Below are 13,061 nucleotides of genomic sequence, written 5' to 3'. Positions count from 1 at the left end.
GGCCTCCCATCGAAGTCGATGGGAGGCCGTTCTCAGTTATGGCTTAAGGAAGGATGTTGCCGGCCGCGCGGTAAATGGCGTACCATTCCTCGCGAGTCAACGTGACATCGCCTGCTTTGATGCAGTCCTTCAAACGGTTGATATTCATCGTTCCGATGATGGGCTGCATTTGTGCAGGGTGGCGAAGAAGCCAAGCAATGGCAATCGTCGTATTGGTAACGTTATATTTTTCAGCGATTTCATCAATCTTCTGGTTAAGCTCAGGGAACTTGTCGCTTCCAAGGAATACGCCTTCGAAGAACCCGTATTGGAAAGGCGACCAAGGCTGAATCGTAATGTCGTTCAGTCTGCAGAAATCCAGAACGCTGCCATCGCGGTTAACCGCGGCGTCGTTCTCCATATTCACGTTGATTCCGCTTTGTATCATGGTGGTATTGGTGATGCTAAGCTGCAGCTGGTTGGCCACGAGCGGCTGCTTCACCGCTTTTTTCAACAGCTGGATCTGCATCGGATTCTGGTTGGATACGCCGAAATGACGCACTTTCCCCGAGCTCTCGAGCTGATCGAATGCTTCAGCCACCTCTTCAGGCTCAACCAAAGCATCCGGACGGTGGAGCAGGAGAACGTCGAGATATTCGGTACGAAGTCTTTTGAGAATGCCGTCGACGGAATTCAAGATATGCTCTTTGGAGAAATCGAACATGCCCTGACGGATACCGCATTTGGATTGAAGAATGATCTTCTCGCGGACTTCCGCATTCATATGTATCGCATCTGCAAAAATCTCCTCGCAAGCTCCGCCGCCATATATGTCGGCATGGTCGAAGAAGTTGGCTCCTTCCTCCAGTGCGGATTGCACGAAACGTTCGGCTTCGGCTTTTTCCAGCGAATTTATGCGCATGCAACCAACGGCTACAACAGGTACTTCCAGTGAACTGCTTCCTAGTTTCATCGTTTTCATGATTGCGGTCCTCCCATTCAAAATAGGTTGATTGTACGGCCGCCGCGCTATAATGCAGGGGCAGCCGAGAACGTGTTAGCGAACGACTAGATGAATAGGTTCATGCTGACAGTCTCTAGTGTATTGTGACATGCAGACGGCGCAATGTACAAGCTTTAATTTTCTCTCCCATGCAGCCATGTGGGTTATGGATCCCACATGCGATTTCGGAAGCGCCCTTGGATTCATCGCATCCTAATGTAGGGCCTTTACTTTTCGAATGACGATCCGGCTGTGAGGAAGAGACGGCATCTCATGAAAGCTGAAGCTTACGTCCTGCACGGGCACTTCATAACTCATCCGGTTAGCCAGAAAGTCCAGACTCTCCTTCATGATCTCAAGCGTAATCCATTCCCCGGCACAGCGGTGTCCCGAATGATGATCTCCGCCGCCTTGAGGGATGAAGTTAAAGGGGCTTCCGTTCCAATGTTCGAAGCGATCCGGCTTGAACAGCTCCGGCTGATCCCATAGGCCGGGATGATGGTTCGTTCCGTATAAATCAAGGATCGTCAGCACGCCTTTATCGAATGCATATCCGTTCCAGGTAAAGTCCTTTCGTGCACGCGCTGGGGCAAAGGGGAAGAACGGGTAGAATCTCCGGACCTCCTGGACAAAATGCGTGAGCCGTTTCTCGTCGGACGTCATCAATTTCTCGCGCTCATGCTCCTGCTGAATGACAGCTAAGGCGGTAAAGCTTACGTAAATGGCAACGGCCACGATCGGGCGGAGAATGTTAATGATTTCTACCGCTGCGGTTTCTTTATCCAGAAGTTCGCCGCGAAGATCGCGATGCCAAGACATCGTGTGCAGCGTGCTGCCCTGCGGCGGATCCGCTTTTCCGCTGCGTACGTCGACAACGAGCTCCTGAATCCATTTTTCCGCCTTCGTTCGGGCGTTTCTTCCCTTCATATGCTTGATGCCAAAAGCCGCTGTAGCCTCGATCATGGCAGCAAGCCAGCCCGTTTTCTCCTCTGCTTCAGCTTCGGGAAGCGGCACGGCCGCCCACTCACAAGCAACACGGCAGAGAATTTCCTGGGCCTCCTCATAAATCTTGACGCTATCCTTGGATTCCCACCGGCTTACGGCAAGCTCCCAATGTTTGCGGGTGATTGCTCTCATGTCATGAAGAGCTTCCCTGGACATCAAGGACATAAACATGGCTTTGCGATGATGGTGTTCTTCGCCATCCAGCGTCTGCACCCCGTCTTCGCCGAACAGGGTTTTCAGCACGCGCTTCGGGGCTGCGCCGCTTCGCACAAACTTATCCCGGTCATAGAACAGCCTGGCCGCTTCTTCTCCGCGCATGCAGATGGCACGTTCCCCCAATAGACGGGTTTCGAAGATGTCGGATTGAAAGCCGATGGTTCGGTTCGTGATGAACAAATAGCCTTCTCGCAGCACATTCAAGCTATGATCAAGTCCCTCTTCCTTCGGAATCGGTTTGATCTCTTCCATAATGATCGCCTCCCGGATAATCAACATTTCAAAATCCAATATTAAAAATTTCTGGTTTCGTAATGAAAACATGCTTCCAACACAATACAACTTACATACCCGTTCTCTTCCGATTTGAACAATTTCACACCGCTGTTCTCAACTATCATAATCCAAGCCAAAAGTTGAAACCGGGCTGCTCCCTTGCAGGATTCCCTTGCATTGACGAGAATTTGATTAAGTAATATTTCAAAAAGATGAACCCAGGAGGTTAAGAAAATGGCAGCAGAAATTACCAGTGTGTACAAAGAACAGATCCCGTCCGCGCGCTTGATCGGCAAACGGTATACGGACGAGCATCGAAATGCGGCAGGAAGCTTCGCGGACCAGTGGGAAGAATGGTTCGCCAATGGCTGGTTCGAAAAGATCGGGCAGCTTGGTTGTTTGCCGGAATCGGAGGGTGCTTCTTATGGTCTTATGCGAATGAACGGGATTCAGTTTGAATATTGGATCGGTATGCTTTTCCCGAAGCATATCGAAGCGCCGGAAGGATTTGACCATGCGGATCTGGAAGAAGGCGCTGCGGGTATATGTTGGTTATATGGCAAGGATAACGGGGAGCTGTTCGGTATGGAGCCTCATAAACGATGCATGGCGAAAATCGCCGAACAAGGCTGGAGCTTGGGCGAGAACCCGTGGTTCTTTGAACGTTATCATCCAGTCCGTTTCATGATGCCGGACGAGCAGGGGAATGTCATCTTGGATTATGGCGTTTATTTGAAATGAGACGTTCGATTCGCTAGGCATGAATGAGAGCCGCTCCAATGGAGTGGCTCTTAACCGTTCTTCTGATTCAGTTAAACAAACTACACGCCATACTCGAGCTCGCCACATTTTAGATTCATGCAGCGCTTAGCCTCTGCTCACGAATTTCTTTGCATTGTCTACGTTCAGCTTTTTAACATGTTGAGTCAATAGATTCTTGTCACTGACGATCCAGGTGTGATTGGTGGAGTTGCGTCTTCGATTCGCTAAGAAATGATACGGACTTCCCGAATATATTCTATAGTTACGAGCTATACAATCAGCACAAAATTGGACGCACTCGCTGCGATTTTGATTCGGGAACGCTACTTGATCGAATACATGCCGTTTAACCAGCATGGTCGCCCCTTGAACAAGGCGAACCCATTGATTGGCCATGTTAGGGTAACGGTGCAGAAGAGCTTTTTGTCCGGCAAGCTGCATGAAGTGCGCTCTCTTTCCTACAATATCAGCGCGAGTCTTGATCATGAGACGGACGCTTTCGTTCAAATAATCAGGTGCGTAATAGTCATCATCGTCAAATTTAGCAATGAGGCCGTGTTTGGAGACCTTTACTCCATAATTAAGGCAGCTGCCGAGTGATAATCGTTCCGGTTTGCTATATATTCTGACGTTGCGATATGACTTGGCAGCCATTTGATATTCCGGCAGCTTGAGACTGCCATGATTTAAGATGACGATTAACTCTTTGTTCCTGTAATTCTGTCTGGCGTAATTCTCCAACAGATTGTGCAGGCATTCCGGTCTTTTGGTGCAGGTGATGATCGATACGGCAGGCTGTGATGGGGATGATGACCGGTGCGTCATGCTCGACCGCCTCCGGTCGTCCGCTGTACGAATTTTTTGAAATCTCGTACATTCGGAACTTTAGGGTGCTTGGCCATGAGTTCCTGATCGCTAATGATCCATGTATGACCGGATGAATTTTTCCGCCGCACTGCCGTAAAATGATACTTGTTGCCGGAATAGACTTTGAAGCCCTTGCTTTTACTTCTTGTGCAAAAAAGATCGTCTTCACCGACGCTTTGATTCGGAAAGCGTACTTTGTTAAAGACGTGCTTCTTAAATATGAGCGTAGCCCCCGGCAGCATGGTTACGGTTCGATTTTCATCGTTAGGAAAGCGTAGAATTAGAGTTTTGGAGCCTTGTAAATACATATAATGTGCACGTTTCCCTATAATATCGGCGTTCGATCTTCTTAACGACTTCAGGCTGTCCGACAAATAGTGGGGGGCGTAATAGTCGTCATCATCGAATTTGGCAACGATGCCGTATTTCGTTTTGCTTACGGCGTAATTTAGGCACGCACCCAAAGTGACATGCTCCGGCATGCGGTAGATTTGTATGTTTCGATGCTTGTTGGCTATTTGCTGGTAAGGGGAGAGGGCGATTGTACTATCGTTGACAACGATAATGAGCTCTTTCTTGGCATGGGATTGTCTAGCGAAATTATGGAACAAGTTTTTAATATAATTAGGGCGATTCGTACAGGTAATAATGGATACGCCTTGCGTTTTGGATGAATTGTTGAAGCTTGCTGCCATTCCATCACTCTCCTTATCTATGAGGATAATTTCTATATCACAATAGAGTATGTAAAGTATAAATAGAGGTAACGGCATTACGACTCGACCAACTTTTAAAATTTTTATAGCAGGAGGGCATTGCATTACAGATCTTGTTTATCTATAATGGATGTCATAAGTCCATAATATGATTTGTCCTTGGCATTTTTCCTTGGGCAAAGAGAAATAGACAAGGAGTCATGTCGCCTTGCGTTCATAATATGGACATTAAAGATCCAGAAGGGTGATGGTGTGCATGACGGAGCAATTGCATGATGTCGTTATTATCGGCGGAGGTCCGGCAGGATTGAATGCTGCGCTGGTATTGGGAAGAGCGAGGAAAGACGTGGTGTTGATTGACGAAGGAAAGCCGCGAAACAGGGTTACGCGGGAAACCCACGGTTTTCTTACGAGAGACGGCACAAGCCCATCGGAGTTTCGCCGCATAGCAAGAGAACAGATTACCGCCTATCCCTCCGTCCGCTTCGTAGAGAATACAGCTGCCGCCGTAGAGGGAGTCGACGGTGATTTCCGGATTACCACGGGAGAGGGAACGATATACCGGAGTAAAAAGCTGCTGTTCGCCGTTGGGAAGAAGGACAGCCCGCTGGATGTTAACGGATTAGCCGACGTATACGGAAAGAGTGCCTTCGTCTGCCCATACTGCGATGGATGGGAATTGAGGGATCAACCGCTCGTCGTCATTGCCAAGGGTGCGGGGGCGCTGCATTTTGCCAAAGTGATTGCAGGGTGGAGCGATCGGTACACCATCTGTACAAACGGACCGGATGAACTGACGGATGAACAACGGCAGGAATTAAAGGATCATGACGTCCCTCTATTCAACTCCCCGATTCATCGCATTGAATCGAACGAGGGGATGGTACGGCAAGTCGTATTGGAGGATGGAGCGGTCATTCCGTGCACGGGCATCTTTTTCGCGCCGAAGCTGGTCCCTGGTTCTGAATTGCCGGCGGCTGTAGGCTGTAATATCAACGAAGGTGGAAGTGTGGTCATTGATGCCTTCGGCAAAACGAGCGTGCCGGGCGTCTACAGCGCCGGTGATGCAGCCACCGAGATGTATCAGGCCATTGCGGCCGCTTCGATGGGAGCCATGGCAGCGGCCGCCATCAACGGCGAGCTGCTTAACGAACGATGGAATCGTTAATTTGTGAGTATACGAGAGGCAGGCTTTGGTTAGCATCCAAGCCTGCTTTTTCGTTCCTAGGGGATTTTTTAATTCTAAATCATTCTTACACTCCGGATTGGGGTCAATTATCGGCTATGATGAAATTATCAAGTACAGGGAAGGGTGTTTACGATGAGAACAACAATGGCGTTTATCATGAATCAAGTTTGGAGGGATATGAATAATTAACCCTCCGGCATAATGGAGGAGAGCGATTTGAATTCTCGGACCAAGAAATTTTTATCCTATTATAAACCGTACCTGGGGTTATTATTTGCAGATTTGGCATGTGCTTTTGTTGTCTCGGCCATTACGCTGACGCTTCCGCTCTGTATACGATACATCACCATCAACGTGCTGGAAGGGAATTCTCAAAGCCCGCTGATTCAAATCTATGCGGTGGGTGCCGTCATGCTGGCCATGGTCATCATCCATACTCTGTGCGATATGTTCATTTCATACAAAGGACATATGATGGGGGCTTATATGGAAAGTGACATGAGACGGGAGCTGTTTGACCATTTTCAGAAGCTGTCCTTTGGATTCTACGATGAGCACAAAACCGGGCAGCTAATGACACGGACCACCAATGACATTCTGTCGCTGACCGAATTGTATCACCATGGTCCCGAAGATATCGTCATTTCCGTTCTGAAGTTCCTGGGAGCATTCATCATCTTAATGTATATCGACGTGAAGCTTACCCTGATCGTATTTCTCTTTCTCCCGGTCATGGCCGCGTTTGCTTTTTACTATAATAAGAAGATGAACGCGGCGTTGCGGGTAAGCAAGGACCGGATCGAGGATATCAATGCACAGGTAGAGGATTCTCTTTCGGGTATCCGCGTGGTGAAGTCTTTTACGAACGAGCATATAGAGAAGGGGAAATTCGCCTATGCCAACAAGCGGTTCGTTGACAGCAGAAGGGAAGGGTATAAGAGCGAAACGTACTTTCACGAAGGGCTGGTCGGTTTTACCCAGCTTATTACGATTACCGTTATTGTGTTCGGCGGAGCCGCAATCGTGGAAGCCTCGCTGGAACTGGCGGATTTGCTGACCTTTTTCTTATGCATCGGCATTCTGATCGAACCGATCCAGCGCATGGTTAACTTCGCCAGACTGTACCAGGAAGGCATTACGGGATTTGACAGGTTCATGGAGATCCTGGAGGTAGAGCCCGATATCGAGGATGCCGATTTTGCCGAGACGATCACGCAGGTTCAGGGGAACATCGAGTTTCAGAATGTCAGCTTCAGATACAAGGACCGCTATGGATACGTGCTGAACCAGGTATCGCTGAGCATCAAGCCTGGCGAGTATGTTGCTCTGGTTGGTCCCTCAGGCGTAGGCAAGACCACGCTGTGTTCGCTGATTCCGCGTTTTTATGAAGTTAGTGAAGGACGCATACTGCTGGATGGGCGCGATATCCGGGAGATTACGCAGCACTCTTTAAGAAAAAATATCGGGATCGTGCAGCAGGATGTATATTTGTTTGCCGGCTCCGTCTTCGATAACATCCGGTATGGCAACATGGAGGCCAGCGAGGATGAGATCATCGCAGCAGCCAAAAGAGCGAATGCCCATGATTTCATCATGGCACTGCCGGACGGTTATGAAACGGATATCGGCCAGCGCGGCGTCAAGCTCTCCGGAGGACAGAAGCAGCGGCTCAGCATTGCGCGTGTGTTCCTGAAGAACCCGCCGATTCTCATATTTGACGAAGCGACCAGCTCCCTGGACAATGAAAGCGAGAGAGCGGTCCAAGATTCGCTGGAACGGTTAAGCGATAATCGAACAACGCTTGTCATCGCTCATCGGTTGACAACGGTACGGAATGCCCAGCGAATCGTTGTATTGTCCGAAGACGGGATCCAAGAACAGGGCACGCATGAAGAATTGCTTGCCCGTCAAGGCGCTTACGCGAATTTATATCATATGCAATTGACAATCTAAGCAAGAAGAAAGGCGATTTGTGAACGGTTGAAGCACCGTCAGCAAATCGCCTTGTCCTGTTTGATGAATCATGTTATGAAGTTGCCTCGTGCCTGGTATACATTGCACGCGGAAGAGGATTTAGCCTTGCAGCGTTTTGCCCGGCTGTTGTTCTTCCACTTCCTTGATGGCATTGTCTTCATCCTGCACTTTCTCTTTCGAAGAGCCAAACCATCCGATCACGGCAATCAGCACGAGAACGATATAGAAGGAAGCCTTCCAGATCGAGCTCTCAGGGAAGTGATGGTCGATTAGGGCTACATCAGGGTGTGCAAGGGTAATCACCGCAAGCTTGACGCCTACCCAACCAACAATCAGAAATGCCGCCACTTCCAGTCCGGGACGCTGCTGCAGCAATTTCACGAAGTAGGATGCCGCAAAGCGCATGATGATCAAACCAATGAATCCGCCCAGGAAGATGACGATGAATTGACCTCCGTCCAGGCCGCCGATGTTCGCCAATCCGCTTGGCGGCAATGCGACAGCCAACGCAACGGCTGCGAGGATCGAGTCTACGGCAAACGCGATGTCCGCCACTTCGACCTTGAAGACGGTCATCCAGAAGCCGGATTGCTTCTTGGGCTTGTCCGGTTTCGGTTTTGCGTCTTCCGTCGGTTTCTTGCCTTTAATAAAGTGTTTCAACGTGTGATTGATCGAAATGTAGAGAAGATAGAGTGCGCCGATGGCTTGTACCTGCCATACATCCACCAGGAACGAGATTAAGAACAGCGATCCGATCCGGAACACAAAGGCTCCGAGCAGCCCGTAGAATAAAGCCTTTTTGCGCTGGTTCTCCGGTAAATGTTTGACCATGATGGCCAGGACCAGCGCATTATCCGCCGCCAGCAATCCTTCCAGTGCGATGAGCACTAACAGCACCCATCCATACTCCAATAAAAGCTCCATGCCATTTCCTCCTTGTTGTATTATTGAAGGCACAAAAAAGACCTCCACCGGCAGGTGAAGGCCTTTTGAAATCAAAAAGAGACCTTCACCACAGAGTGTGTGGTAAAGGTCTCGCAAACAACGAATCGTTGCCAACAAAGCCGGGGACATTTCCCGTAATGACGACTTTGCTGTGACAGCTACTCCCCTTTAATCACGTTCCTGCATAACTGATATCGCCCTCAGTTAAGCCGTGATATAAAGATATAAATTTTTTAGAGATAAGTCAAGCTTTTTTACTTGAATTCAGCAGAATAGGACTCCAACGCAACGGGTCTGTTTTTCATGGCCGACCGTTTCCTGAAGTTCACATCAACGCTGGATAGAACAACGCTAAGAAGGACAAGCGCAGCTCCTGCATACTGGTTGGAATCCATGACCTCGTTGGCAAACCAGTATCCGAACAGCGCGGCGAATACAGGTTCCAGCGAAAATACGAGACCCGTTCGGGTGGCGGTTGTATACTTCTGGGCGATCGTCTGGAAGATGAACCCCAATCCGCTGCATACGACGCTGAGGATCAGGACAGCCGTCCATGAGTCGGTGGAGCTTGGCCACGCCGGTGTTTCCAAGAGAAGTGACGAGAGGAACGCATACAATCCGGTAAATCCCAGCTGCAGGATGCCGAGGCTTAACGCGTCGACCTTCTGCGCAGCCGTGCTGACGATATTGATATGAAGCGCATAACATAATGCCGCCGCTATGCAGAACAGGTCCCCGATTTTAAATGCAAAAGGGAGCTGGATGGTCAGCAGCGCGATGCCCGTTAAGGCAAGCAAAATACTGACCATCAGTTTCTTCTCTATTTTTTTCTTAAAGAGGAACGTATGTATCAATGGGACAAACACCACCGTTAAGCTGATCAGAAACCCGGCATTGGATGCTGTCGTTGTTTTCAGGCCAAAGGTCAAGGCCGTGAACATGATAAACAAAATAAAGCCCAGGAGCATGGCGTAACGGATCGTCTTCAGGTTAACCCGGCGCAAGCGCGGGAAAAAAATCGCTCCTGCAAGCATAAAGGCCAATCCAAATCGTAGGGCTATCAAATTGAACGCTCCGAGCGAATCCAGTCCCATTTTCATAAAAAGATAGGACGAGCCCCAACACATGGTGATAAACAAAATCATAAGATCGGCCTTCAGCGGTTTCAAGTTCTTCTTCCTCCTTCAAGTGATTGAACAGAATCAGTATACTCACGTACAATAGACAAGTAAAACGAATGTTCTTAATAATAAACATGAGTAAAATTCATGTATAAAATAAACCGGAGGATTCCCTGTGAGTATTAATAAATTCAAAGTTCTGGTAAAGGTCGTCGAGCTCGGAAGCTTGACCAAAGCCGCCGAAGTGATGGGATTTACGCAGTCCGGCGTCAGCCATATGATCAACAGCCTGGAAGATGAGTTCGGCTTCTCGCTGCTGATTCGAAACCGTTCAGGCGCGAAGTTGACGACCAATGGCGAGGAGATCGTGAAGACGATGCGGGAAATATTGAAATGGAACGAGCATTTGGAGCAGCAGGTGGCTTCCATTCATGGAATCGAGCTGGGAACCATTCACATCGGCACCTTTACCAGCGTCGGCGTTCACTGGCTGCCTGGGATTATCCAGGATTTCCGGCGGGATTATCCCCATATCGAGATTCGTTTGGTCGAAGGAGATTATCGGGAAATTGAGGATTGGATCGCGGAGGGCAAAATTGATTGCGGCTTTCTGTCACTTCCGACGTGGGATACATTCGATGCGATTCCTCTGCATCAAGACCCGATGCTCGTACTGCTGCCAATGGAACATCCGCTTAGCTCCGAGGACTCCATTGACTTAGCCCAAATTGAGAATGAACCGTTTATTATGCCAAGCAAAGGCTCCGATTACGATGTGAACCGGGTGCTGGAGAAAGCCCCGACCAAGCCGGATATCAAATATACGCTTGGAGACGATTATGCCATTATGGCCATGGTGGAGAAGGGCCTGGGCATCAGCATTCTTCCCGAACTTGTGCTGCGAGGGCAGCGGCGGAATATACGGCTGATCGAATTGAAGGAGAAGAGTTTCAGATCGCTTGGCATTGCGGTAAGCTCCTTGCGGGAAATATCTCCGGCAACGAAACGATTCTTGAATTACGTTAAAAGTTACCCGAAGCTGTAGCCGCCAAACGGGCGCGATATGAAGCTCATACCCAGCATCCAGGCTCTATTACAAGGCAAGATCTTCGTTCATGTTATTTCACTACATAAAACAATTCGTGTCACAAAATCGCTTGTTGGAATTGTTATATAGGTAAACACAGAAGGAGGTGAGCTCGCTTGCAGCCAACCATCCCCGGGGAAGCGGAAGGAAAGAGAGAAGCCATTGAAGCGATTGTAGAACAAGTCAAAGCAGGAGACAAACATGCATACCAAGCGATCATCGTCCAGTTTGAACGGCAGATGTACACCTACTGCTACTATATTCTGAAGAATCATGCGGAAACCGAAGATGCGGTGCAAGAAATATTTATTCGTGCCTATGAACATCTTCATCAGTACAAGAGACAGGTGTCTTTCTCCGCCTGGTTGTATAAAATGGCCTATCATCATTTGATCAATATCAAAAAGAAGCAGAGCCGTTTTCTTAACCTGATTGAGCATTACAAGGAACAACAGCCGGTTATGCAAATATCTCAGCACGAGCCGGTTGTGTACGAGCTGTTAGCCTACTTGACGGCAGAAGAACGACACATATTGCTGCTGAAGGCCGTTGAACAGTATACCTTCGAGGAAATCAGCGACATTATGGGACTCAAGTCGGCAACGATACGAAAGAAGTATGAACGATTACGACGTAAACTGATGGACCGAATAAGCCAAAAAGGAGAGGTAGCACGTGGGACAATCGCCAAAACAAACGGAATTCGCTGAAATGAACGTACTAGAAGATATGATTCGAGAATCGTCTTTACCGAAGAATAGCATGAGCTATCAAATTATGAACAGGATTGGAGAACGTGAAATGACAAGGACAAGAACATCTTCCAAAAGAAAACCGAACGTTTTAAAAAGAACAATACTCGTTGCCTCCGCAGCTGCTGTGCTGGGAGGAAGCGTAATCGGGTCAGGATTTGTATCGCCGGTCATGGCAGCAACCCTGAAGCAAATCCCAGTGCTCGGCGTGTTATTTGAAGGAACCAGCGAAGATGCTGTGAAAGCTGCTATAGAGCAAGGGATTCTATCCGAACCTAACTTGAGTGTAACTCACGATGGCGTGACGTTGAAGGTAGCTGACGTTCTATATGACGGAACCCGGTTGTCCTTTATCCTGGAGCGCGAGGGCGTGGATTTACCGAGTACAGCTTCTCCGTATTTTAGCAAAGACGCTAAATTCATCGGTAATCCCGATAGCGAGTATGTTAAGTCGAGGACAGTAGCTAAGGAAGATCAGGAAAAAGGCTATATCGAAAGACCGCGAATCCTAGTAGACGGACAAGAAGTGGCGATGGGCGAAGGGAGCTTTGGAGATTATCCGCAACAGGACAATGCCTATATCGTTGAGCTTACCAAAGGTCTGAAATTACCCGATCAATTCGAGCTGACCATTCAGGCCAACGTAACTCAAGTGAACGAAACCTACGAATTCAGGGTCCCTGTGAATGTCACTAATAAATCGGTTGTCGTGAAGCCGGACCAGGCTACGAAATCGGATGGACCATTCAGTTATACCGTCAAGCAATTGGATATTTCACCGGTATCGACCCGCTTGGTTCTGGACAGTAAAGGCGAGGTGCCGGCTTCTGCAGAGCAAACAGGCGATTACATCGCGAGCATGGTCTATTATGAGCTGGTGGATGATCAAGGGAATGTGCTGACTCCGCGGAAGTTTGATTACTTTAACAGCAAGCCGGAGACCGAATATCATATCGATCAATTGTACAGTCCTGTAAACGGAACTCCGAAATCCATCACGATTAAACCGTTTACCCTGACCGTAAACAAGAAGGATTGGAGCGTTGTCGGTCAAGGGAAGGACAGCTTCGGAGATAAAACATATCTGACGGATCTGGAACTGACCATTCCGGTTCAGCCATAACAACGAGTGCAAGAATAGGGGCCAAAAGATCTTAGATCTTGCGGGA

The 13,061-nt window shown here is 48.7% G+C and carries 12 protein-coding genes; 6 read left to right on the top strand and 6 right to left on the bottom strand.

From position 1 onward, the window contains the following. Positions 1-43: 43 nt before the first annotated feature. The gene (locus RB298_RS15265) at positions 44-961 is read right to left on the bottom strand and encodes an aldo/keto reductase (RefSeq protein ID WP_404565017.1); all 918 of its coding nucleotides are present in this window, start codon (positions 959-961) and stop codon (positions 44-46) included. Between the two features lie 234 nt (positions 962-1,195). Then, positions 1,196-2,455 carry a CYP152 family fatty-acid peroxygenase CypC gene (gene cypC / locus RB298_RS15260; protein WP_277748720.1) on the bottom strand — a complete coding sequence of 420 codons (1,260 nt, stop codon included), beginning with the start codon at positions 2,453-2,455 and terminating at the stop codon, positions 1,196-1,198. Positions 2,456-2,713: 258 nt separating this feature from the next. Here cypC and RB298_RS15255 point away from each other — a divergent pair, with 258 nt between their 5' ends. Then, the gene (locus RB298_RS15255) at positions 2,714-3,220 is read left to right on the top strand and encodes an AraC family transcriptional regulator (RefSeq protein ID WP_096775500.1); all 507 of its coding nucleotides are present in this window, start codon (positions 2,714-2,716) and stop codon (positions 3,218-3,220) included. Between the two features lie 126 nt (positions 3,221-3,346). Here RB298_RS15255 and RB298_RS15250 read toward each other — a convergent pair whose 3' ends face one another. Further along, positions 3,347-4,066 (bottom strand): glycosyltransferase family 2 protein, encoded by a 720-nt coding sequence (locus tag RB298_RS15250; protein ID WP_213578133.1) that lies wholly within the window; start codon positions 4,064-4,066, stop codon positions 3,347-3,349. After that, the gene (locus RB298_RS15245; protein ID WP_375119596.1) at positions 4,063-4,803 is read right to left on the bottom strand and encodes a glycosyltransferase family 2 protein; all 741 of its coding nucleotides are present in this window, start codon (positions 4,801-4,803) and stop codon (positions 4,063-4,065) included. Before RB298_RS15245 ends, RB298_RS15250 begins: the two co-directional genes overlap by 4 nt. A 277-nt stretch (positions 4,804-5,080) precedes the next feature. On the opposite strand from RB298_RS15245, the gene RB298_RS15240 reads away from it, so the two are divergent. Together RB298_RS15240 and RB298_RS15235 are read left to right on the top strand one after the other, a co-directional pair. After that, positions 5,081-5,992, top strand: coding sequence for an NAD(P)/FAD-dependent oxidoreductase (locus RB298_RS15240; protein ID WP_096775503.1), 912 nt, complete (start codon positions 5,081-5,083; stop codon positions 5,990-5,992). A gap of 237 nt (positions 5,993-6,229) precedes the next feature. Further along, the gene (locus RB298_RS15235; RefSeq protein ID WP_486047498.1) at positions 6,230-7,966 is read left to right on the top strand and encodes an ABC transporter ATP-binding protein; all 1,737 of its coding nucleotides are present in this window, start codon (positions 6,230-6,232) and stop codon (positions 7,964-7,966) included. Between the two features lie 120 nt (positions 7,967-8,086). On the opposite strand, the gene RB298_RS15230 is transcribed toward RB298_RS15235, so the two are convergent. Together RB298_RS15230 and RB298_RS15225 are read right to left on the bottom strand one after the other, a co-directional pair. Next, positions 8,087-8,911: a TerC family protein gene (locus RB298_RS15230; RefSeq protein WP_096775504.1), complete on the bottom strand. Its 825-nt coding sequence runs from the start codon at positions 8,909-8,911 to the stop codon at positions 8,087-8,089. Positions 8,912-9,186: 275 nt separating this feature from the next. Then, positions 9,187-10,101: a DMT family transporter gene (locus RB298_RS15225; protein WP_486047497.1), complete on the bottom strand. Its 915-nt coding sequence runs from the start codon at positions 10,099-10,101 to the stop codon at positions 9,187-9,189. 127 nt (positions 10,102-10,228) lie between these two features. Between RB298_RS15225 and RB298_RS15220 the strand changes: the two genes are divergently transcribed. The 3 genes from RB298_RS15220 to RB298_RS15210 all read left to right on the top strand — a co-directional run bounded on the left by RB298_RS15220 (position 10,229) and on the right by RB298_RS15210 (position 13,015). Beyond that, positions 10,229-11,098 (top strand): LysR family transcriptional regulator, encoded by an 870-nt coding sequence (locus RB298_RS15220; protein ID WP_486047496.1) that lies wholly within the window; start codon positions 10,229-10,231, stop codon positions 11,096-11,098. Positions 11,099-11,256: 158 nt separating this feature from the next. Then, positions 11,257-11,850 (top strand): RNA polymerase sigma factor, encoded by a 594-nt coding sequence (locus RB298_RS15215; RefSeq protein ID WP_486047495.1) that lies wholly within the window; start codon positions 11,257-11,259, stop codon positions 11,848-11,850. Then, on the top strand, positions 11,816-13,015 hold the full coding sequence (locus RB298_RS15210; RefSeq protein WP_096775508.1) for a DUF4179 domain-containing protein: 1,200 nt from the start codon (positions 11,816-11,818) through the stop codon (positions 13,013-13,015). Before RB298_RS15215 ends, RB298_RS15210 begins: the two co-directional genes overlap by 35 nt. The last annotated feature ends 46 nt before the right edge of the window (positions 13,016-13,061 follow it).

It is taken from the genome of Priestia sp. BR_2 (genome assembly GCF_041954005.1).
In the GTDB taxonomy this organism is placed as follows: domain Bacteria; phylum Bacillota; class Bacilli; order Paenibacillales; family Paenibacillaceae; genus Paenibacillus_AQ; species Paenibacillus_AQ lautus_A.
The sequence above is the reverse complement of the archived record's forward strand: the minus strand, read 5'-3'. Positions and strand labels throughout refer to the sequence as shown.